Origin of the sequence: Edaphobacter aggregans DSM 19364 (assembly GCF_000745965.1) — a bacterium.
GTDB lineage: Bacteria > Acidobacteriota > Terriglobia > Terriglobales > Acidobacteriaceae > Edaphobacter > Edaphobacter aggregans.
Genome location: NZ_JQKI01000014.1, coordinates 107,444 through 128,834, shown reverse-complemented (window position 1 = coordinate 128,834; position 21,391 = coordinate 107,444). Strand labels below are relative to the sequence as shown.

Sequence of the window (21,391 nt, the reverse complement as noted above, 5' to 3'; positions counted from 1 at the left end):
CCGGAACAGGTAGCCGATGACCTCACTATGGTTGAGTCTCACGCTGGGCGCGGTAGCGGCTCTGGCAGACTATGCGGGCGGAGTGCTGCTGGTGCGACGGTCGCCCTCGGCGCGCGCGCTGCGCTACTTCGTCGCGCTGGGTGCAGGCTTTATGCTGGCGGCCGCCGTTCTGGAGATGGTGCCGGAAGGCTTGGCGTTGAGTCCGCGATGGGCTCCGCTACTGGTGCTTGTAGGCTACTGCGGTGTGCACCTGCTGGAGCATACGCTGGTGCCGCACTTTCACTTCGGCGAAGAGACGCATCATCACGAGTTCCTCTCGGCGAGAACAAGCTACTCCGTGCTGCTGGGATTGGCAGCGCACACCTTCTTCGATGGCATTGCGATCGGGTCGGGCTTCGCGATCTCTCACTGGCTGGGCTGGATCATCTTCGTCGCGGTGTTCTTGCACAAGCTGCCGGAGGGTTTCACTGTGGCGAGTGTGATGTTGGCGGGCGGACGCAGCAGGAGCGCGGCGCTGAACTCGGCGATGTTCCTGGGCGCGACGACGCTGGCCGGCGTGCTGTTGATCAATCTGCAGCCGTCGTGGGTGCGAGCCGGACTGCCGTTGTCGGCGGGAGTGACGATCTACGTGGCCGCGACAGATCTCGTTCCCGAGGTGAATCGTGAACCGGGCATTCGCATGGCGCTGGTCTTCTTCGCGGGCGTTGTGGTGTTCTTTCTGCTGAAGCTGCTCAGCCCGTTTTAGCTTGGGGGCAGCACGACCAGCGTGACGGTCGCGGTGTGCTGAAGGGGTGTGCCGGTGGGGCTGGTCGCGGTTCCGGTGACGGTAATGGTATAGGTCTTCGAGGCATCCGTAGTGCGGCTGCCGGTGTAGATGCGATCGCCGCAACCTACGCAGAACAGAGGCGCCAGAAGAATCAGGACAGCGAGCAGTGAGCTGGGGCTGCTGGTTCGCGAACGACGGAGTACAAACGATCCCAGTGGGAAGAACAAGAACGCGAGAATCGCGTAGGTGGCTGGGTGGTTGATCTGCTGATCGAGTCGGGCCGTCTTAGGGGTTGTGATCGTTAGAGTGAACGTAGCTGATGCGGAGCCGGGCGGGATGTAGGCAGGGTTGAAGGACGCAGTCGCCAGGTTGGGGAGTCCGGACGCAGAGAGTGAGATGGGACTCGACAGGCCGTTCTGCATCGAGGTTCCGAATGTGAAGCTGGAAGAGGCCCCGGAGGCAATGCTCTGCGTTGTGGCACCGGTTGGGGTGAGGGTAAAGTCAGCGGGCGTCTGTGAACCGTTGACCGGGAGCGCCGCCGCGGACGAGGTGCTGGTTTTGAAGTTCGCGTCTCCGGAGTAGAACGCAGTGAAGCTGTGCGAACCTGCGGTGAGAGTACTGGCCGTGAAGACCACGTCGCCTGCCGAATCTACCTTGCCGGTAGCGAGCGTGGTGGAGCTATCCAGGATCGTTACCGAACCGGTTGGCGTGTTGGTAGTCTGGCTGGCGACATGCACGGTGAAAGTGACGGGATCGCCTGCGTTGACCGTTGTGGCAGGAACCAGAGGCGCCGTCGTGACCGAGAGTGTCGTGACGGTTGTGGCGGGTGTGATGGTGAAAGCCGGGGATGCGGCGATGGTGTAGTTTCCCTGCTGCCGCGCCTGCGAGCGTGACGGTAACCGGGTACGAGCCCGCGGGCGACAGCGCAGCCGCTGTTGTCGAGAAGGTCGCCGAGACCGAGGATTGGTCGCGCGGAAGGATACCGCTGAGGGAGCCGGCGATCGAGGAGATCGTCTCGCCATAGCTGATGGAGGATGGAGTGATGACGGCAGTGAGCGGGAGCGGGCTTACGGTGAAAGCGAAGACGGCGCTCTGCGCTGCACCGTGCGTGGAGTCGCCTGCGTAGGGTGCCGTGATGGCATGCCCGCCTGCGCTGAGTTGAGATGTGTCGAGGGCCGCACTGGTGCCTGCGAGCGGGATCGTGGCCGCCGTGGTCGACGAGCCAGCGTAGCTATCAAGGAAGGTAATGACTCCGGTGGCGCTTGACGCCGTCGTGAGCGTTGCGGTGATGTGGCCGGAGCCGTAAGAGACGACGGCGGGACCGCCGATAGTGAGCGCCCCAGAGATGGTTGTACCGAGGCCTCCGATGGTCTGGAGCGATCCGGCGGAGGCGATCTGGCGGAGGCGCTGGTTGCCGGTATCGGCGATGGTAGTGGAGCCTGTGGGAGAGACGGCCACGCCGCGTGGAGTGTCGAGGCTGGCCGATGTGGCAGCGCCGCCGTCGCCGGAAAAACTCTGGGTTCCTTCGCCCGCGATTGTCGTCATGTCTCCGGTAGCCGCGTCGATTCGGCGGATGCGGTGATTCGCGGTATCGGCGATGTAGAGGTTTCCCTCCGGATCGACCGAGATGCCGTGCGGGAGAGCGCGGCTTGAGGTGGCCGCTGCGTTCGAGTCTCCGGCGAATCCGAGCGCGCCGGTGCCCGCTACCGTGGTGATGGCTCCCGTCGTGGAGTCGATGCGGCGGATGCGGTGGTTGTGGGTGTCGGCGAGGTAGAGGTTGCCGTTTGCATCAACGGCGAGTCCTTGAGGGGAGTCTATCAGCGCGGCGGTAGCGGCTGCGCCGTCGCCTCCGAAGCCCTGCGTGCCGGTTCCCGCCACGGTTGTGATGATGGCTGTGACAGCGTCGATACGGCGAATACGGTGAGCTCTCACGTCGGCGAAGTAGAGGTTGCCCTTGCTGTCGAGGGCGAGGGCCGTTGGAGCATCGAGAGTCGCGGCGGCCGCGGGACCGTTGTCACACTGAAGACCCGGCGAAGGAAGTTCCTGCGATGGTCGTTATGATGCTGGTGGCGAGCTGAATTCTGCGGATGCGATGGTTGTGGGTGTCGGCGATGTAGAGGTTCGCGGCGTTGACGGCGAGTCCCTGAGGGGAATCGAGCAGCGCGGACGCGGCGGCTCCGCCGTCGCCGGAGAATCCCTGCGTGCCAGTACCTGCAACCGTGGTGATGTAGCTTGAAGCGTCGACTTTGCGGATGATGTGGTTGGCGGTCTCAGCGAAGTAGAGATTGCCCTGATTATCGAAGGCAATGGCGGATGGAAGTACGAGGGGAACTGTGGTCGCAAGTGTCTGCCCACGGATCGTTGCGGCAAGCAGCAGCGCCGTCAGGAGGACGAGCAGCGGGCGGGCGGAGACACCGCGACGGGGTTGAAGAGTGCTGCGAACCCATGGGGAGTCACCGCTGAGATTACACGATGAGAAGCCGCTTGCGTACTGTACGAGAGTTGCAGAACGTTGCCGCGCTACGCCATTGTCCGATGGCGCGGCGCGGCGACCGGGGCGGCGCTGAAGGACTACTCGGCTACTGTGGGGTTGCGCAGCCTGCCGAGCTTTTCAATGGTGATGACCATCTCTTCGTTCGGCTTGAGCCAACGCTGCGGGGTGCGGCCGAGACCCACACCCTCAGGGGTTCCGGTGCTGATGACGTCGCCAGCTTCAATCGATGTGAGGCTCGAGATGTATTCGATGAGCGCGGGAATCTTGAAGATAAGGTCGCGGGTGTTCGATGACTGCATCGTCTCGCCGTTGATGGTAAGGGAGATGTCGAGCGCGTGCGGATCGGGAACTTCGTCAGCCGTGACGATCGCGGGGCCGAGGGGGGAGAAGGTGGGGAAAGATTTGCCGAGAGTCCATTGCGAGGTGGCAAGTTGGATGTCACGCGCGCTGACGTCGTTCACGATGGTGTAGCCGAAGACGTACTCCTGCCAGTCAGAGGCGGGAATCTGGTAGCCAGGCTTGCCGATGACGACGGCGAACTCAGCCTCATAGTCGGGCTGTGTGCTGACCTTGGGAAGGATGACTGCGGTGTCAGGCCCGACGACGGAGCTTGAGAGCTTCATGAAGACGGTCGGGACTTTCTGGACTGCCATCTTCGACTCCGCGGCATGGCTGGCGTAGTTGAGGCCGACGGCGAAGATGCGCGGGGGACGAATCGGCGCGTGGAGGGTGACGTCAGCGAGAGCGATGTGAGGCGCCTTGTCTAGTTTGTCGGCGACTTCCTTGAGCGCGAGCTGCCCGCCTTCGATGATCGCGAGAACGCTGGAGTGGGCGAGGCCGGTGAGGCCAATAACCTCATCGCCGATGAGCACGCCCGGAGTGGGGATGTCGCGGCTAAGAACGGCCGAAGGGTTCAGCGTTGAGGATTTCTTTCCGGAAAATGTAACGAACTTCATGCCTTCGTGCTCCAGGCCTCGCCCTCTGGATAGGCGAAGCGGTTAAGAGACTCTCTACGAATCTCGATGCTGTATCCCGGCTCGGTCGGCACAAGGTAGTGGCCGTTGCGGATGTGGACGGGGGTGACGAAGTGATCGTGCAGATGATCGACGAACTCGATCACGCGACTCTCCATCGTCGCCGATACGCAGAGAAAGTCGAAGATCGAGAGATGCTGGACGTACTCGCAGAGTCCAACCCCGCCTGCGTGGGGGCAGACGGGCTTGCCGAACTTCGCTGCCAGCAGAAGAATGGCGAGGTTCTCGTTGACACCGGCTACGCGGCAGCTATCGAGCTGTACGACGTCGATGGCGTCGGCCTGAAGGAACTGCTTGAACATGACGCGGTTGTGACAGTGCTCGCCGGTGGCGATGCGGACCTGGGGGACCTCACGGCGGATGCGGGCGTGGCCGAGGATGTCGTCGGGGTTGGTGGGCTCCTCCATCCACCAGGGCTTTAGCTCGGCGAGCTGACGGGTGCGGTCGATGGCCTCGAGGACGCCCCACTTCTGGTTGGCGTCCACCATGAGCTTGTTCGTCCAGCCGATCTCACTACGCACAATGTGGCCGCGGCGGAGGTCTTCAGCAGGTTCGCCGCCCACCTTGAGCTTGAAGTGCGTCCAGCCTTCGGCAAGGGCTTCGTGGCAGAGGCCGCGAATCTTATCGTCGGAGTAGCCGAACCAGCCGACCGAGGTAGTGTAGGCGGGATAGCCTTTCTCGCGAAGCTGTGCGAAGCGCTCCGCCTGGCCGGTACTGCGCGCCTTCTCGAGGATCGCGCGGGCCTCCTCCGGGGTTAGGGCGTCGTCGATGTAGCGGAAGTCAACCGCCTTGAGGATTTCGCAGGGATCCAGATCCGCAAGCAGCTGCCAGAGAGGCTTGTTCTCCGCGCGGGCGTAAAGGTCCCAGACGGCGTTGATGAGAGCGCCGGCCGCGAGGTGGATGACACCCTTCTCCGGGCCAAGCCAACGGAACTGGGATTCGTCGGTAAGCTGGCGCGAGAAGGCGCCGAGATCGTCCGTAAGCGAGCTGAGTGTGCGATTGGCGACGTAGCGCGAGAGGTGTCGCGCGGCCTGCACGACGAGATCGGTGCCACGGCCGAGGGTGAAGGTGAGACCGTGACCCTCGAGGCCGGAGTTCGTCTCAAGAATGCAGTAGGCGGCCGAGTAATCGGGATCTCTGTTGACGGCGTCCGAACCGATATGTTCGCGCGATGTGGGGAAGCGCAGATCGATGACACGAACACCAGTGATGAGAATTTCGTTCAAGGCTGGTAAGGATTCCCTTCGTCAGTAGTGAGCGGTGCGTTTTAAGAGTGGTTCAGGCGGCCGTCCATCCGCCGTCGATAGGAAGAACAGCGCCGTTGATGAACTCTGCCTCCTGCGAGCAGAGAAACCGGATCAGGGAGGCGATGTCCTCGGGAGTGCCGAGGCGGCCGATGGGCTGTCGAGCTACTAACTCGGCCCGGATCTTCTCCTTTTCATGAGCGTGATACTTCTCAAGATAGCCCTCGACGAATGGCGTCTGCACGGTTCCGGGGGCGATGCAGTTGACGCGCAACTCTTTGGGATAGTCGACGGCGAGCTGGCGCGTCATGGCCTGAACGGCTCCTTTGCTGGCGCAGTAGGCGAAGCGCTGCTTGACGCCGACCGATCCTGCGACCGAGCCGATGTTGACGATGGATCCGCGCGTGGCAAGCAGAAGCGGGAGAGCCGCCTTCGTCACCAGGAAGACGCTGTTCACGTTGACCCGCATCAGGCGCTCGAAGTCCTCTTCAGCGGTATGGGCGATGTCGCCGACCAGACCGATGCCCGCGTTGTTGACGAGAATGTCGAGCCGCTGGACGCCATCGAGCGCGAGCGCGATCGAGGCAGAGTCGGTAACGTCCATCCTGACAGCGCGCGCGTGGGGCAGCTCGGCTGCGAGCGTTTCGCCGGCGACGAGATTCAGATCAGCGATGATCACGTGCGCTCCGGCGCGCGCAAGCTCACGGGAGGTCGCGGCGCCGATTCCGCTGGCTCCTCCAGTGATCAAGGCAACTTTGTTTTCCAGGTGAAAAGCGTCACTCATAGGTTGAAATCCGGTTTCTATAAAGAAGGATACCTCTTTTTTTCTTCCGGATCTGAAGCAACCTGAGATTAGGAGACTGCCGGTACACTGGAAGGCACTCAAACGGCAGAGGATTGGGTCGCAGGGACGATTTGTTCACGTCATCTCGTCTGCGCGGTTCTATATAGGATGCCGAGAGAACTAGCGGAGGAAGCATGCCACGACATTGTCTTACGCTCGATCTGAAGGATGATGCAACTGCGATTGCCGAGTACAAGCGGTATCACGTAAAGATTTGGCCTGAGGTCCGGCAGAGCCTGCTCGATGCCGGGATCATCGACATGGAGATCTACCTCGCGGGGACGCGATTGTTCATGATCATGGACGTCAACGATTCCTTCTCGCTCGCAGCGAAGGCGGCCGCGGATGCGGCCAATGCGAAGGTACAGGAGTGGGAGGCGATCATGGGACAGTTCCAGCAACCACTGCCGGAGTCGCAACCAGGCCAGCGCTGGGTGGTGATGGAGCGCGTCTTCAATCTCGCCGAGCAGTAGCTGGCGGAGCGACGTACAGGTGGAGGGCATTCTAAGTCTGGCTGCCGATTCAAAAACGAAGAGCCCCGGATATCTCCGGGGCTCTTCATTTTGGTTTGCAGTGATGCGTTAGGGCAGGCGTTGGAAGCGGCCGTTGGAGAGACCGAGCGCGTAGGGTTGATAGATGGGTACGGCAGCGCCGACGATCTCGGTGATGGAGTTGCCCGATGCGCCGTCTCCAGCAACCCAGACGTTGCCGGAGAGATCGATGACGGCTGCGCGGCCGCCGGAGAGGAAGTTCGACGCGAACTGCCTTCCCCCGGCAGTAGTGCCGCTCGGCATAATGGCGTTGCCGAGATAGCTGACTGCGCTGACGCTATCCAGGCCGCTGCCAGAGTTTACAGTATTATTGGTCGCCCAGACGTTCGCACGGCCGTCCAATGCGATCGCAGTGGGGTTATTCAGTCCCGCGAGTCCTGCCGAAGTTGGCCAACCCGCAGCGACCGAGAAGCTGTTGCCACTGCCGGTGAGATAGGTGATGCCGCTGTTGGCGCCGTTTGAAGTGACATAGACGCCGGTGCCCAGCGAGTTCACAGCGAGACCATAGCTATCGGTCGGCACCGAGAACTGCGTGGTCGTGTAGCCGTTGAGATAGTTCGGATCGCCTGCTGTTCCAGGAGCGATATGTGAGATAAAGTTGGTTCCCGAGGTGACCCAGACCGCTCCGGTCGGGTCGACCATGAGGTGAGAGGGGCTGGGGCCTACGATCGAGGAAATCTGGACGGGGGCGGTAGGTGTCATTGCCGTCGCCGTCGCTCCCTGGGGGATCATGTAGACCGAGGTGTCTGCATCGCTGGTGAAGAAGATGCTGCTGTTCTTATTCCCGGCCACACCGCCGTCGGCGAAGATAGCCACCGGAGCCGCACCTGCAACGGTGAAGCTCAGCACGCTCTGGTCCGTCGGCTTGTAGCGGTAGACGCTGTTGGTGGAGTGAGAGGCGTACCAGATGTTGCCAAGCGCGTCGACGATGACGCCGTGTGAGTTTCCTCCGCCGAGGAAGACGCAGGAGACCGGCGCTCCGCTGAGGCTGATGGCGGAGAGATTTCCGGTGGCGTCCTGACCGTTGCCGATCCACACGTTGCCAAGACCATCGAGGTTGATGTCCTGGGCCTGGTCGATGAAGTTGCCGCTGCTCGATCCGCAGGTGTCGCTGCTCTTGTAGTTAATCGCTACTGTCCAGTCGGTAGGAGCGGAGGTAAGCGTCGGCTGGAAGGCTGCGCCCACGGTGGGGATCAGGTTGTAGAGGTTCTGCAGGTTCGTGGTGCTTCCATTGGTCGGGTTGGAGAGCATGTAATAGAGCGCCTGCAGGACATCGGTCGGAGCCGAGAAGGGCGAGGAGCGATACGGCCGGCCGGTCAGATTGACGTCGGGCGGAGTTGCATTCGCAAACAGCCTATTGCACGGCGAAGCGGTTGCGGCGGTGTTGTTGACGCACGAGGCGATGATGTTGGCTAGTGCGTTGATCTTCTCCGTCTCGGGTGTCGCCGTCACGCTGACGCCGCTTACGCTGCCGGTAATCACCTTCGAGGTGATCGCGTTGCCATGAGACATATCCGCCAGATTGGAGATCGTATCAAGCGCTTTCATCAGCGAGTACTTGTGCACACCGATGCCGTCGGCGCCGACGCTCTCGGTGACGGGATTGAAGTACTGCTGCAACGCGACCATGGTCGCCACGGTTGTGGCTTCGTTCATGACGACAATGTTGCCGGCGGAGACCTGACTGCAGAGTCCATACATCGCGATGAAGGCTGCGGCGGAGTTGTTGACGGCAGGATCGTGCGTGTTGAGCGTGTTGCCGCCGCGAGCGACGACGTAGACCAGAGGGTCGGTTGCGGTGGGGCAGGAGAACTGATTGCCGGAGGAGGGCTGGTCGTTCACGGGGTTCTTCTGAAAGGAGAAGGAACCGTTACCGTCGTCGGCGGAGGTAGTGACGGCAGCGACGATCGGCGCACCCAGGCTCGGGCCGGCAGCGAAATCGCCGGAACCTACACCGTTCTGACCGGCGTAATAGAGCGTGACGGTGGAGAAGGCAACAGGCTGGCTGCCACCATGCACCGAACCGCTGATGGAACCCCCAGTGCTTTGAGGCGCCACCGTCGGAGCTGTCGTCGCCAGGTTCGAGCAGCCGGCCATGAAGACCGCGCTTGATGCCAGCAAGGCAAGCAGGTTCCGCCCTGAGCCTGGCCGTCGAGCAATGTGGTTGCCGTTCATCAGATAATCCCTCCGAAAGGTAAATGGCGCTGGAGTGCGCTCAAAAAGACTGGTTGCTGGAGATCCATGCCCACCAAAAGGTTCATGTAGGAGAAACAGTAAAGGAGGTGGCCTCTGCTGGACCGCTGAGAAGAGTTATCTCGGCCTCGGTGGAAACGCAGGCCGGGGTTGCGGCAGACGACTCCTTCAAGCGATGCAGCCATATCCAGCAGGAAGCGTTCATAAGCTCAGGAGGAGCATACCCGCCGCGCCTTGAAATCCTCATGGCACTTTTGGGTCATCGGCGGCACTAAAAGGAATCACGTGCCACGTGCTGCTGTGGGCTGATATCGTGATCTCGGATTCAATATCTATGATGAAGACCACAGCCAGCCCAATCGGCGCCTCCGCGATTGACGGGGCGAATCGCAGTTACAACCGGTTTCTTCTTCTGGTGGCAGGACTGGGCGGCCTGTTGTATGGGGTCGATGTCGGCATCATCGGCGGCGCGCTTCCCTACCTGGAAGCGACGTCGCGTCTCAACGCGGGGCAGCTCTCGATTATCGTTGCGGCCGTATTGCTGGGCAGCGTCATCTCAACGCTGTTTGCCGGTCTGCTCGCCGACTGGATGGGACGCAAGCCGCTGATGGTTCTCAGCGGCCTCACCTTCGTGCTCAGCATACCGATGATTGCGCTCGCTCATGGTTATGGGCCGCTCTTCTTCGGGCGGCTGCTGCAGGGCATCAGCGGCGGACTGATTGGAGTGGTCGTGCCGCTATATCTCGCGGAGTGCCTTTCGGCGTCGCATCGCGGCAAGGGCACAGGTGTCTTCCAGTGGCTGCTGACCCTGGGCATCGTCTCGGCCGCAGTCATCGGAATCTATTACAGTTATCGCGTGGAGGCCGTCGCGAGGAGTGCCGACGCGGCCGCGGTGTTTACATTCAAGGACCAGGCGTGGCGCCGTATATTCTGGGTGTCGCTGCCCCCGGGTGTCCTCTTCGTGCTGGGCAGCCTGTTTGTGGCCGAGTCGCCTAGATGGTTGTTTCTGCGCGGTAAGCAGGACCGGGCACTCGCCTCGTTGCTGCGGTCCCGTTCTCCGCAACAGGCAGAGATTGAGCTTAAGGAGATGGATCAGATCGCGGTTGCGGCCAATGCGGGGCCAGGGAGGGCGGTCAAGGACTCTCTGCTGCGGCGGAAGTACGTGATTCCCTTCCTTCTGGCCTGTGTGATTCTCTTCTGCAACACGGCGACTGGAATCAACTCCATTATTGGATACAACACCAGCATCCTGCTGCAGAGCGGGCTGTCCGATCTACATGCGCACTGGGGCTACGTTGTGTTCACCTTCGTCAACTTTCTGATGACGATCGGCGGAATGTCTCTCGTGGATCGCAAGGGACGGAAGTTTCTGTTCATCCTAGGAACTTCGGGGATCGTCATCTCGCTTGTCTTCGTGGGCCTGCTGTTTCTGTCGACCGAGAAGATGAACCGGGACTGCCAGGGTGCCGTGCAGGCGATGGTCGAGCCGGACCAGACTCTCACTCTCCCCTTTCATCCCGCCGAGGCCAAGCAGCTGTTGAGCGCCGCGGGCTACCAGGGAACCGAGATCGAGAGCGACCGTGCCTCGCTCGCCGTGATCTATTCGTACGGCGACTTCACTGCGGCGACAAGCTTCGTCCGTTCGGACGACCCGTCCGCCGCTCCCATCCGGATTACACGGGAGAGCGCTGTGCCGGCGAATAAGGTCGAAGCCTTTTTCAAGAACCCGTTCGGCAATCTCGACGCCGCCCGTACGGCGCCGCTGAGGATCGAACGAGCCGTCGTGGGGCGCGTTCCGAATGCCAGCCACGGCTGGCTGGTCGCCATCGGGCTGTACCTGTTTATGTCGTCGTTTGCCATCGGACCGGGGGTATGCGTTTGGCTAGCGCTGTCGGAGCTGATGCCGACGCGCATTCGATCAAACGGCATGAGCATTGCACTGGTCATCAACCAGATGGTTTCGACAACGCTGGCGGGAATCTTTCTTCCCTTCGTCAGTAAATATGGTTACTCATCGATCTTCTTCCTCTTTGCAGGCTTTACCGTGATCTACCTGACGGTGGTGACCTTCTTCCTTCCTGAAACCAAGGGAAAGACTCTGGAGGAGATCGAACAGTACTTTGAGACAGGCGGAAAGAAGGCTGAGCCTGTCCGGTAGTTGCATTACGCGTAAACTCGGGACGGGGAGACGAGCGAGACAACTCTGCCCAGCCAAAGCCAGTCTATGGGGAGTATATTTCTAGCCAAACTTTCAGCCTGCACATCCGGAGACGACCCACAATGCGTGTAAAGCAATTAAATCTCGCAGCAATCCTCACACTAACGACGGCTCTTGTCCTCGGCGGTTGCAAGAGCTCGACGCCTGCGGCCCCCGCCAGCGATGCAACTGCATCTCAATCGGCCCCGGCTGCTCCTCCGCCGGCAACTGCTCCGGCTGATCAACCTGCTGCTGCTCCCGCACCAGCTTCCACTCCGGCGACGGCTCCTGCCGCGGCCCCGGCTCCGGCGCCTGTCGCAACTGCGCCGGCCGCACCGCCAGCACCTAAGGTAGTCAAGCTGACGGCACCTGTCGGTGCGACGGTTTCGGTGACGATCACCCAGCAGCTCAGCGCCAAGAACAATAGTGTCGGTGACGGATTCTCGGGCGAACTGGCTGCTCCGGTGTCGACCTCGAGCGGCGCAACCGTCTTTCCGCGCGGCGCTCATGTCGTGGGAACCGTCACGGCCGCCAAAGGCCGCGGCAAGTTCAAGGGCGAGGGCAACCTTGCAATCCAGGTGACGGAGATCTCCGGGCACCCTGTGACGACCAGCGATTACCTGAAGCAGGAGAAGGGTAAGGGCAAGCGCACGGCTGGCCTGATCGGCGGCGGAGCGGGTGCGGGTGCCCTGATCGGCGGCCTGGCGGGCGGCGGTAAGGGCGCGGCGATCGGCGCACTAGCCGGCGCGGGCGCGGGTACGGCAGGCGCGGCGCTTACCGGGAATAAGGACATCGTGATTCCGGCGGAGTCGGTCGTGGCCTTCAAGCTGGCTGCTCCCGTGACGGTCACCAAGGAGACCAAGCAGTAGCTGCTTCTTGGATCGATTGGAGGCGTTCGCTTGCGGCGGCGCCTCCTTTGTCTTTCCGGGCGGATAGACTGGAGTCATGCGGCTGCAACCGGTCTTTCTGCTCTCTGCTACTGACGCCTCGCACTTTCCTTTTGAGTCGAAGACTCATGGAGCGCCGGAGATCGCGTTTCTGGGGCGGTCAAACGTCGGCAAGTCTTCGCTGATTAATGCCTTGCTGGGGTCGAAGGAGGCCCGGGTGTCTTCGACGCCGGGGCGGACGCGAGCTATCAATTTCTTTGCCCTGCACGAAGTGGCCGGGGGGAAGCCTAGAGTTGTGCCGGCGATGATCTTTGCCGACCTGCCTGGGTACGGGTACGCAAAGATCTCGAAGTCGATCTCGGCGGAGTGGCCGAAGTTTATCGAGCCCTATCTGGCAGAGCGGGAGACGCTGGCGCTGTGCGTCTGCCTGGTGGATACGAACATCCCTCCGCAGCCGAGCGATGGGCAGTTGATTACTTATCTGAAGCAGACCCAGCGGCCCTTTGTGGTGGTGGGGACCAAGGCGGACCGGCTATCGAACAATGTTCTGGCGAAGAATCTGGCGGCGCTCAAACGGGAGCACGGGGTGGAGGAGATCCTGCCGGTGTCGTCGAAGACGGAGGCTGGAGTGAAGGTTCTATGGCAGCGGCTGATGACTGCTGCGGAGTGACCCTCCCCCGTACTTATTTTGCGCAAAGTCTTCGAAACAGGATGGTTAGGTGGGTACTTCCCTGCTGCTTCGGGTTTTTTGCTGTGGCCGTTTTTGCCACTATTTTCTACTGTAGAGAACCGAAGGTAATTAATCGGCAACTTGTATTTCTTTTGGTTTGAGTAATTTAGGCCGAAATGGGGCTTGACAGGCTTTTTCCCGCTTAGAAAAGCGCAAGCTTCTTGCCTGCCACGGTCAAACCGCAGATCCTTCGACTCCGCGCTGCGCGCTCCGCTCAGGATGACACGTGGAAAGACAACATGGGTCGATTCATGCTGTGGGCGGGCAGTTTGTCATTCCTGCGACTGTTTGAGCACTGCTATCTCGGGTTCAGTGAGCCAGAGGGTGCGGTGTGGGGGGCGCTGGCGCTGGAGGATGCGAGGGGCGGCTTCGAGCCAGCGGCGGCGGAGGGTGTCCGGGTCGTCGGGCGTGGGGGTGGGTGGCAGGAGGGCCAGGGCTTCGGCGTCGAAGTGGCGGAGTGTGGCGGGGGTGTCGAAGGTGAAGGTCTGTAGGGTCCAGCCACGGGCTTCGAGGAGTGGGGTGAGGAGGGATTGGCTGGGCTGGAATTCGGGCTGGGGGGCGGTGGTTTCGGAGAAGTCGATGAGGGCGGCACCGAGGGAGCGGAGAGTGGCGGCGGCCTGGGTGATGCGGAGGTGTGGCGGTAGGAAGATGGTGAAGAGTTGCGGGGCGAGGCCGCGCTCGAGAATCTCGTCGAGGGTGAGGATGGGGTCGGCGGAGAGGGCGACCGCGAGCGGGGTGTGTTTGCGGACCTCGTTCTTCATGGCGCGGATGGCCTCGTCGAGGGTGTTGACGGTGAAGTCGACGGCGCCGGAGAGGGCGGCTTCGCGGAGGTGGGTGGGGTCTTTGTCGATGGCGAGGGAGACGGCTCCGGCGATGTTGGCGGCGATGGAGAGGGCGGAACCTGCGGGGTCGAGACCGAGGGAGAGGATGAGTGCGCCTCCCCAGGCTGGGCGGAGCTGATGAAGGGTGGTGAAGGTGCGGAGGATGCGGGGTTGGGTTTCGTTGGGATTGGATTGAGGAGGCATTCGAAGACGATCGTATCAAGTGGCCTGGTCCAGGGTGTCGTTTCCCACCCTTCGCGATGAAACTGCGAAGGAATGGGGCACCCGAGAGACTCCGGTCGGGAAAGAAAGACGGATTGGATTTCGTGCATTGCTCACCTCAGCGACAGAAGCGTCGCGAAGAGGCACCGAGGCATCTTAGCGAGAAGCTGAATTTGGATTATATTTTTACGTTTCACTGACACCGGCCCCGTTTGGCAAGTTCAAGCTCTGTGCGAAGGAGGTGTTGTATGGAACACATGTGGATCAACATGAAAACCGCAACTAACCGGCGTTCGTTCCTGAGGAACGGGCTAACTGCAGCGGGGGCCGCAACCGCTGGGATGGGACTCCTGGCCAATAGCTCGTTGGCTTCGGCGCAAGGTCGATTTGACGACGATCGCAGTGGTCATCTCACTCGGGGAGACGCAGCCTTGCTTCGGTTCGCCGCAGCAGCAGAGATACTAGAGACGGACTTCTGGGTGCAGTACAACGAGCTGGCGGGAATTCAGGACAAGGAAGTCCCAGATGGAAGCGGGAATCCAGCCTTCAAGGAAGCTCTTGCCACGCTTGATGAAGACATGGACCAGTACATCCACGACAATACCGACGACGAATTTACCCACCAGAACTTCCTCAACGCGTATCTGGCCTCTAACTAAGGGAGCAGCGACAGTAGACCTTGAGCAATTTCGCACTCTGCAGGGCAGCACTGCGAAAGGCTCCAGCGGAAAGCTACGGCTTACAAACCTGATGCAACTCACGCTGGACACCAGTTGGTGGACTCGCTACCGCGACGACAGTCATAACCCGGACCTCGATCCGAACTTTACCTTTCCGCAGGCGATCCCGACTTTAGCCACGGGGGAGCATACGGCAATTCCCAGGACGGATGCCGATACCACCGACCCAAACTTTCTTCAGGCGATCGCCAATACTGCAGCCTTCCACTTCCCCACGATTGAACAAGGTGGGAACAGCCTTTATCCCGCGATGGCGCAGAGAGCCACAAGTGTGGAGGTCCTGCGAATTCTGATCAGCATTGGCCCCACGGAGACGATGCATTTTCAAACCTGGTCGGACAAGGCGGGCAACGCACCTTCCTTGACTGCAAAGGATCCCGTTACCGGAGTATCGGTGACCTTTCCAGATTTAAACTCTCCACCGTTCGGTGGCGAGGAGTTCCAAACGAACCTGATCATGCCTGAGCCGTGCCCGTTCCTGAGCCGCAGGCTTCCGCCATGCTCGATCATCCGACCTACAGAGACGAGAGGAATTGCGATGGGCGTGGTCAATTTCCTGACAGCGATGGGTCTCTTCAAAGGTCAATCGGCGGCGTTCTTCAATGTGCTTAAAGACCTGGCGCAGGATGCGGATGCAGCCAGGCGCGGGCTGTTATTCTGATTCGCTTTCGTCCGGCGATACTTTGACAAGAAGACAAGGGCGGTTGCAAGTTCTGTACTCGCAACCGCACCGTCGCAGTGTGTGTGCGACCGGGGCACCCGGCTTTTGATTGTCCCAGGCTGCCTTTCCTACTGCACTTTTTTGAAGAGAATCGTATCGTAGCGCAGGCCGTTCCAATTAAAACCGGGATGCATACATAGTCGAGGTTCTCAGCGAAGAGTGCTGCGTGGGGGAGGTGCAAGACTTTGTAGAAAAAATTCCAAGGGATCTTTATTTCTGAGTTATACTTCCGGGCAACACCACTGGGCCCCACTACCCAGACAAGTATTCAAGCAGTCTCCTCGATTTCCGACGAAGGAAACGTTTGTTTAAGGAACCAGGTTTCTTAGGCCACGCACGTTTGAGGGGGTTCACATGAAGTGTGTTCTTGCGACGTTGCTGCTGTTTCTGCCTGCTTCGCTTGCTGCAGGTGCGGAGCAATTGATTCCAGCCGGTTCGGTGATGCAGTGCATGGTGTCCGAACCCAATCTCTCATCGAAGACAGCACACATCGGCGATCCGGTGCTCTGCCAGGTGAGCCGCAGCGAGATGTACGGCCGATCCGTGTTTCCGTACGGGAGCTACATGGTTGGCCGCTTTGAAGACTACAAAGATCCGGGGCACTTTGTTGGCAAGGGCTGGATCGAGTTGAAGTTTGACCGGATGGTTGTGGGGAACGATACGGTGATCCCCATTTCGACTCGTGTCGTGGCAACCTCGGCCAAGTATCCCGTGGACCGGGATGGGAAGATTCATGGGACAGGACACCCGACTCGTGATGCCATCACGTGGATGATTCCGTTGCTGTGGCCGATTGACCTGGTCAACCTGCCGCGGCGTGGACCGTATCCGGTGCTGAAGCCGGAGACGCGCCTGACTGTCATGCTGCTGGACGACATCGGGATTCCGACAAAGAGCGAGGTACAGCATCAACCGCAGATGATCTCCCGGTATAACTATGCGGAGTCGGAGCCGCCGCCGCAGCCGATTGAACGGGCGCAGCCAGCCCCGATCGAACGGATGCAGCCGGTGGCGGCCGAACGGGCGTATGCGCAGCCGGCGCCGATTCAGCAGGCATATGCCCAGCCGAGTCCGACGGTGGTTGTCGTACAGGCTGCGGCACCGGCTCCAGTCGTGATGCAGCAGCCTCCGGTGATTTACGGGTATCCACCGGCTTACGCGTATCCTCCGCCTCCTCCGGCCTATGGGTATCCGCCGGTCGCATACCGGTACTATTACCCGCCCTACTAGCAGGAGCGGCTGAGCAATGAGGGGGCAGCGGGGGTTGTCCTAGGCTGCCTCTCTTATTGCGCGGTCCTGATTCTGCGAGCCTGCGTGGCGCACTCCTAGCAGGTTGAGGATCGGCGTGGTCATCATGGTCGTGATCAAGGCCATCACGACGAGCATGGAGAAGAGCGTTGGCGAGAAGACGCCGGCGTTGTATGCGATGTTCAACACGATGAGCTCGACGAGGCCCCGTGTGTTGAGCAGAGCACCGAGGGCGAGGGCGTTCTTCCAGGACTCTCCCGTCCAGCGCGCCGCCAATACCGCGCCTCCCATCTTTCCGGCAACGGCAACGGCGAGAACGACGGCGGTCCAGAACCAGATCCTGGTGCCGCTGAGCAGGTCCAGACGGGTCCGCATTCCTGTTAGCGCGAAGAACAAGGGCAGGAGGAGGACGGAGACGATCATTTCGAGATGAGCGCGAAGCTTGCCCTGCCAATGCTGCACGCGGGGGAAGCATACTCCTGCGAGAAAGGCCCCGAAGAGCGGGTGCACCCCGATGGCCTCGGTCGCTGCTGCGGACGCCAGGGTCACGGCGACGATGATCCCGAGAAGTTCATACGAGAGTGAAAATCTGCTGTTGTGCCTGACGAGCCGTTTCCCGAGCGGGCGAACGACGCCCACCATGAAGATGAGGTAGATGCCGAGCCAGAGGAGCCTGTAGGGCAGGACCATGGAGGAGGCGCTGTGGGGGATCAGCGCGAGGGCGACCGCGAGGAGAGTCCATGCGCTTACATCGTCCACCGCCGCACACATGAGAGCCGTTGTTCCGAGAGAGGTGGACTGCATCTGGCGCTCTTCGAGGATGCGGGCGAGCACGGGAAAGGCAGTAATGCTTATGGATACGCCGAGGAAGAGGGCGAAGGGGAGGGCTCCCACGCCGTCCGGAACGAATCTGCTGCGGAGCGAAGGGGCGAGGGCAGCCGCCATGAGGAACGGAAGCAGGATGCTCAATCCGCTGGCGAGCGTAGCCGTGGACTTGTTCCGGCGAAGGTGCTCCACGTCGAGTTGGCTGCCAATGAGAAAGAGGAACAGGATGAGGCCGACGGTGCTCAGTACGTCGAACGGTCCGAGAGAGCTCGGCGGGAACAGGAGGGCCGAAGCGTGGGGGGCGATCCGGCCAAAGACCGAGGGACCGAGAAGAATGCCACCTGCAATCTCACCGATGACTCTGGCCTGGCCCAGCCTGCGAGCGATCCAACCGCAGAGCAGTGTGATCAGCAGGACGACTGTCATCTGCAGAAGCAACAGTGTCATATCACTCTCTTGACCTGATGATGAGGAGATTCACGCCTGGAGATGATGATGATCACTGCTTCCGTGACGAGCAGGATAAGGCCAGGAATGAGCATGCGTGTTCCGAGCATCGCAGGCCACGAGAGTCTGAAGTCCGTGCTCCAATCGACGAAGGTGAGCGCGAGACCGCCAAAGAAGAGGATTGAGCCAGTCCATCTGCGGAAACGCGGAGAGAGGTCGCTCTCGCCGACGTACTCACGCCCCTGAATCTCGCGGATTGGCGATCCAACGAAGCCGTGGTGATCGTAGATGCGACAGCGAAGGCCCGGGCGAAGCGTGACCTGCTCGGTAGCGTATTGCTCTGCCTCGACGAGCGAGCCGAAGATGGTGCAGGTGGGACCGGAGCCGCGTGCGCTGCTCTCGAAGCTGGAATAGTGCACGGCATAATCGCCGGGGCTCATGCGCTCATTCCAGGAGCCGGGGTGTACTCCGGAGTCAAAGAGCGGCAGCGTACGTGGGTGACTCATACGTCAAGTATAGTTGTGAGTTTTTGCGACGGATGCCCCGCACGTGAGCCGCTGGCGCTACGCGGGCCACGTGCTCGGGACCCCTCAAATCGTCGTCCCTTTTGCCGAGGTGACACCAAAGGGCAAAGACGGTGGCCGCGAGACTAAGTTCGCGGCCGCCGTTATTTACGCTGAGGGCTACTCGCCGTAGTAGTCCAGGCCGAGGTGGGTGATGAGGCCTTCGCCCATGATGTGGCGTAGGGTGTTTTTGAGCTTCATGTTCTGGATGAAGAGATCGTGCTCGGGGTAAACGCCGGGGGCGGAGTCGGGGTCCTTGAAGTAGAAGCTGAGCCACTCTTGAATGCCGAGGCCTTTCAGGCCTGGTGTGCGCGCGGCGAGGTCCATGAAGAGGACGAGGTCGAGCGCGAGCGGAGCGGCGAGGATGGAGTCGCGGCAGAGGAAGTCGACCTTGAGCTGCATGGGATAGCCGAGCCAGCCGAAGATGTCGATGTTGTCCCAGCCCTCTTTGTTGTCGCCGCGCGGCGGGTAGTAGTTGATGCGGACCTTGTGGTAGAGGTCCTTGTAGAGCTCAGGGTGCAGGTGGGGCTGGAAGATGTACTCGAGGACGCCGAGCTTGGAGACTTCCTTGGTCTTGAAGGAGTCGGGATCGTCAAGGACCTCGCCGTCGCGGTTGCCGAGGATGTTGGTGGAGTACCAGCCGGAGACGCCGATGTTGCGGACCTTGAAGGCGGGCGCGAGGACGGTCTTGATGAAGGTCTGGCCGGTCTTGAAGTCCTTGCCGGCGATGGGCGCATTCATCTTGCGGGAGAGCTCGTTGAGCGCGGGGATGTCGACGGTGAGGTTGGGGGCTCCGTTGATGAAAGCAATTCCCTCTTTGAGCGCGGCCCAGGCGTAGAGCATGGATGGGGAGATGTTGGGGTCGTCTTCGACGAGGCCTTTTTCGAAGGCGGCGAGGGACTGGTGGACGGCGGTCTGCTCGAGGTAGATCTCGGTGGAGCCGCACCAGATCATGACCTGGCGATCGGTCTTGGTCTTGAACTCGGCGATGTCGTTGCGGATCTGGTTGGCGAGGTCGCACTTGTTCTTGCCCGTCTTGATCTTCTTGCCTTCGAGACGCTTGACGTAGTGCTGGTTGAAGGCGGCAGGGAGGGGCTCAATTGACTCGAGGAAGGGGCGAATCTGGTCGAGTTGGTCGCGGTCGAGGACCTGCGCGGTCTTGGCAGCGTCGTAGAGGTTGCCGCCGAAGATGTCCCAGCCGGTGAAGACGAGGTCGTCGAGCGAGGCGAGGGGGACGAAGTCTTTGATGAGGGGCGAGCGGCCTTCGGTGCGCTTGCCGAGTCGGATGGTTCCCATCTGAGAGGTGGAGCCGATGGGCCTGGCGAGTCCGCGACGGATGGCTTCGACGCCGGCGATGAGCGTGGTGGCGACGGCTCCCATGCCGGGGATCATGACACCTAGTTTTCCCTGGGCTGGCTTGATGCTGGAGGCCGCTTCGTTCGGTGCGGCTGAGGTGTTGGACATTTCTACGCGATACCCTTCTATGCTGCGATTTTTCCGCGTAGGCGGAAGGGTCAGTATCAAATAGCGGAGAAGAGGGATGCAAACAGAGTGGGCGATTTTACAGGCGTAAACGGTAAAGGAGGGTTAGCGGTTACGCGGATTTGTCGAGAGGCGTCGAGTGACAGGAGCTTTCGCTTGAATGATTCCGTCTGATACGTAAGCCAGTTGTCCGACAACCATGTCGACGGTCCAGTAATATTACGGAAACCGGAGCAGTTGAAGACTACTAGGGGAGCACCGTGGCCGCAAGCAAGTGGAGGGTAGGGGACGAGGATGAGCCGTCGGGGGGGCCGAAGTGGTTTCAAGAAAAGCCCGGCGCACTGAGGGCAGCGGGTAAGTGGTTATTTTTGTCCTTGACTTGCGGTTATTTCGCTCTAAGCTATGCTTCGCTACCGAACTTTCTGAATCTTGGGCTGTATACACAAGGACTAGAGCGCACGCCGTATCAATATCGGGTACTGCAGATGTTCGTCTTTCGTGTGCTGATGCGTATGCGGATAGTGGTATATGCCGGGACGCATCTTGCCGCGCTTTGGAATGACCCATACAGACTGGTTATGGTGGGGATTGCGTTTGTGAGCCTGTTGGTTGCCGTGCTGGCCACTGCGGCGACGATTCGCTGGCTCACTGGGGACGGGGTGTTTTCGTTCTGGGCAGCAATGCTAGTGCCTTTGATGGCACAATTCACTCTCGCGTACGCATGGGACAACCCGTTTACAACACCTTACGATGTGCCATCTGTCATGTTTTTTGCTCTGGCGATGTATTTGGTGCTGCGGCGCAGTTGGTGGGCGTATTATCCAATTTTCGTGCTCGCCGTGGTGAACCGGGAGACAGCGTGTTTCATAACGGTATTCTTTGCAGTATGGGAGTGGGTCCGGCTCGGGGGTACGGACCTAGATACGAGGACGAGACTGCGATGGATTGTTCCGCACGTGGCGGTGCAAGCCGCAATCTGGATCGCGATCAAGGTGACATTGGCACGGCACTTTGCGAACAATGTGCATGACGGAGCGTACATGGGTGGCCTGTTCATGACGCATTTCCGCTTTAACCTGAGCGAGTTGCTAAAGCCACAGCAGTGGCCACTGATGCTTAGCGTGTGTTGCTTCTCGTTGCCGTTCATTTGGATGCAGCGGCGGTATATCAGTTCAAAAGGACTGAGATGGGCGCTTGCGGTGATTCTTCCGCTGTACTTTGCATGTCTGGTCGTCGTGGGGATCGTGGTAGAGATTCGGATATTCGCGGACTGGATCGCGCTCGTTGTGCCAGCAGTTGCTCTGATCGTGTGGAACCGCTTTCGGCCTGTCGAGAGACCTCAGCAGAAACCTGAGGACTGCTACGAACTCAGCTGTTGAGGT

At 60.6% G+C, this 21,391-nt stretch carries 23 protein-coding genes; 12 read left to right on the top strand and 11 right to left on the bottom strand.

The annotated features are described in order from the left end of the window. Window positions 1–16: 16 nt before the first annotated feature. On the top strand, window positions 17–745 hold the full coding sequence (locus Q363_RS07080) for a ZIP family metal transporter (protein ID WP_035348954.1): 729 nt from the start codon (window positions 17–19) through the stop codon (window positions 743–745). On the opposite strand, the gene Q363_RS40245 is transcribed toward Q363_RS07080, so the two are convergent. The 3 genes from Q363_RS40245 to Q363_RS46115 form a co-directional block, all read right to left on the bottom strand. Further along, window positions 742–1,503, bottom strand: a complete 762-nt coding sequence (locus tag Q363_RS40245) for an Ig-like domain-containing protein (RefSeq protein WP_035348953.1) — start codon at window positions 1,501–1,503, stop codon at window positions 742–744. The two genes, Q363_RS07080 and Q363_RS40245, sit on opposite strands and share 4 nt — an antisense overlap. After that, entirely contained in the window at window positions 1,445–2,698 is a 1,254-nt protein-coding gene (locus Q363_RS40240; RefSeq protein ID WP_157466591.1) for an NHL domain-containing protein, read from the bottom strand. Before Q363_RS40240 ends, Q363_RS40245 begins: the two co-directional genes overlap by 59 nt. 82 nt (window positions 2,699–2,780) lie before the next feature. Continuing rightward, window positions 2,781–2,927, bottom strand: coding sequence for a hypothetical protein (locus Q363_RS46115; protein WP_245632078.1), 147 nt, complete (start codon window positions 2,925–2,927; stop codon window positions 2,781–2,783). On the opposite strand from Q363_RS46115, the gene Q363_RS43775 reads away from it, so the two are divergent. Both Q363_RS43775 and Q363_RS43770 read left to right on the top strand, forming a co-directional pair. Next, complete coding sequence (locus tag Q363_RS43775) at window positions 2,859–3,002, top strand: hypothetical protein (protein WP_245632075.1); 144 nt, start codon at window positions 2,859–2,861, stop codon at window positions 3,000–3,002. The two genes, Q363_RS46115 and Q363_RS43775, sit on opposite strands and share 69 nt — an antisense overlap. 21 nt (window positions 3,003–3,023) lie before the next feature. Beyond that, window positions 3,024–3,242 (top strand): hypothetical protein, encoded by a 219-nt coding sequence (locus Q363_RS43770; protein ID WP_035348952.1) that lies wholly within the window; start codon window positions 3,024–3,026, stop codon window positions 3,240–3,242. A 95-nt stretch (window positions 3,243–3,337) separates the two neighbouring features. Here the strand turns inward: Q363_RS43770 and Q363_RS07060 are convergent, their stop codons facing one another. Genes Q363_RS07060 through Q363_RS07050 form a run of 3 tightly spaced genes read right to left on the bottom strand, consistent with a single transcriptional unit; the run spans window position 3,338 to window position 6,322 of the window. Next, window positions 3,338–4,216, bottom strand: coding sequence for a fumarylacetoacetate hydrolase family protein (locus Q363_RS07060; RefSeq protein ID WP_035348950.1), 879 nt, complete (start codon window positions 4,214–4,216; stop codon window positions 3,338–3,340). Beyond that, window positions 4,213–5,520 (bottom strand): enolase C-terminal domain-like protein, encoded by a 1,308-nt coding sequence (locus tag Q363_RS07055; protein WP_035348948.1) that lies wholly within the window; start codon window positions 5,518–5,520, stop codon window positions 4,213–4,215. The genes Q363_RS07060 and Q363_RS07055 overlap by 4 nt, the downstream gene beginning before the upstream one ends. 52 nt (window positions 5,521–5,572) lie before the next feature. Continuing rightward, the gene (locus Q363_RS07050) at window positions 5,573–6,322 is read right to left on the bottom strand and encodes an SDR family NAD(P)-dependent oxidoreductase (protein ID WP_035348946.1); all 750 of its coding nucleotides are present in this window, start codon (window positions 6,320–6,322) and stop codon (window positions 5,573–5,575) included. Between the two features lie 194 nt (window positions 6,323–6,516). Here Q363_RS07050 and Q363_RS07045 point away from each other — a divergent pair, with 194 nt between their 5' ends. Beyond that, entirely contained in the window at window positions 6,517–6,855 is a 339-nt protein-coding gene (locus tag Q363_RS07045) for an L-rhamnose mutarotase (protein ID WP_035348944.1), read from the top strand. Between the two features lie 108 nt (window positions 6,856–6,963). Here the strand turns inward: Q363_RS07045 and Q363_RS07040 are convergent, their stop codons facing one another. Then, the gene (locus Q363_RS07040; protein ID WP_035348942.1) at window positions 6,964–9,108 is read right to left on the bottom strand and encodes an NHL repeat-containing protein; all 2,145 of its coding nucleotides are present in this window, start codon (window positions 9,106–9,108) and stop codon (window positions 6,964–6,966) included. Window positions 9,109–9,131: 23 nt separating this feature from the next. Between Q363_RS07040 and Q363_RS42665 the strand changes: the two genes are divergently transcribed. From Q363_RS42665 to yihA, 4 genes are all read left to right on the top strand, one after another. Then, window positions 9,132–9,401, top strand: coding sequence for a hypothetical protein (locus tag Q363_RS42665; RefSeq protein ID WP_035348941.1), 270 nt, complete (start codon window positions 9,132–9,134; stop codon window positions 9,399–9,401). A gap of 59 nt (window positions 9,402–9,460) precedes the next feature. Further along, window positions 9,461–11,284: an MFS transporter gene (locus tag Q363_RS07030; protein WP_245632074.1), complete on the top strand. Its 1,824-nt coding sequence runs from the start codon at window positions 9,461–9,463 to the stop codon at window positions 11,282–11,284. Window positions 11,285–11,406: 122 nt separating this feature from the next. Continuing rightward, window positions 11,407–12,192, top strand: coding sequence for a hypothetical protein (locus Q363_RS40230; RefSeq protein WP_051978484.1), 786 nt, complete (start codon window positions 11,407–11,409; stop codon window positions 12,190–12,192). A 76-nt stretch (window positions 12,193–12,268) separates the two neighbouring features. After that, window positions 12,269–12,880 (top strand): ribosome biogenesis GTP-binding protein YihA/YsxC, encoded by a 612-nt coding sequence (gene yihA, locus Q363_RS07020; protein ID WP_035348939.1) that lies wholly within the window; start codon window positions 12,269–12,271, stop codon window positions 12,878–12,880. 332 nt (window positions 12,881–13,212) lie between these two features. Here yihA and Q363_RS07015 read toward each other — a convergent pair whose 3' ends face one another. Next, window positions 13,213–13,965, bottom strand: coding sequence for a hypothetical protein (locus tag Q363_RS07015; RefSeq protein WP_035348937.1), 753 nt, complete (start codon window positions 13,963–13,965; stop codon window positions 13,213–13,215). Between the two features lie 266 nt (window positions 13,966–14,231). On the opposite strand from Q363_RS07015, the gene Q363_RS43765 reads away from it, so the two are divergent. The 3 genes from Q363_RS43765 (at window position 14,232) to Q363_RS07005 (ending at window position 16,674) form a co-directional block, all read left to right on the top strand. Continuing rightward, window positions 14,232–14,642 carry a hypothetical protein gene (locus tag Q363_RS43765; RefSeq protein ID WP_245632073.1) on the top strand — a complete coding sequence of 137 codons (411 nt, stop codon included), beginning with the start codon at window positions 14,232–14,234 and terminating at the stop codon, window positions 14,640–14,642. Between the two features lie 91 nt (window positions 14,643–14,733). Beyond that, window positions 14,734–15,384, top strand: coding sequence for a hypothetical protein (locus Q363_RS43760; RefSeq protein ID WP_245632072.1), 651 nt, complete (start codon window positions 14,734–14,736; stop codon window positions 15,382–15,384). 414 nt (window positions 15,385–15,798) lie between these two features. After that, entirely contained in the window at window positions 15,799–16,674 is an 876-nt protein-coding gene (locus Q363_RS07005) for a hypothetical protein (RefSeq protein ID WP_035348936.1), read from the top strand. A gap of 39 nt (window positions 16,675–16,713) precedes the next feature. Here Q363_RS07005 and Q363_RS07000 read toward each other — a convergent pair whose 3' ends face one another. From Q363_RS07000 to Q363_RS06990, 3 genes are all read right to left on the bottom strand, one after another. Beyond that, window positions 16,714–17,964, bottom strand: a complete 1,251-nt coding sequence (locus tag Q363_RS07000; RefSeq protein ID WP_051978483.1) for a cation:proton antiporter — start codon at window positions 17,962–17,964, stop codon at window positions 16,714–16,716. Next, a complete protein-coding gene (locus Q363_RS06995; RefSeq protein ID WP_035348935.1) occupies window positions 17,961–18,470 on the bottom strand; it encodes a hypothetical protein in 510 nt (169 codons plus the stop codon). Before Q363_RS06995 ends, Q363_RS07000 begins: the two co-directional genes overlap by 4 nt. Window positions 18,471–18,647: 177 nt before the next feature. Continuing rightward, a complete protein-coding gene (locus tag Q363_RS06990; protein WP_051978481.1) occupies window positions 18,648–19,991 on the bottom strand; it encodes an inositol-3-phosphate synthase in 1,344 nt (447 codons plus the stop codon). 278 nt (window positions 19,992–20,269) lie between these two features. Here Q363_RS06990 and Q363_RS06985 point away from each other — a divergent pair, with 278 nt between their 5' ends. Further along, entirely contained in the window at window positions 20,270–21,388 is a 1,119-nt protein-coding gene (locus Q363_RS06985) for a hypothetical protein (RefSeq protein ID WP_035348934.1), read from the top strand. Window positions 21,389–21,391 lie beyond the last annotated feature (3 nt).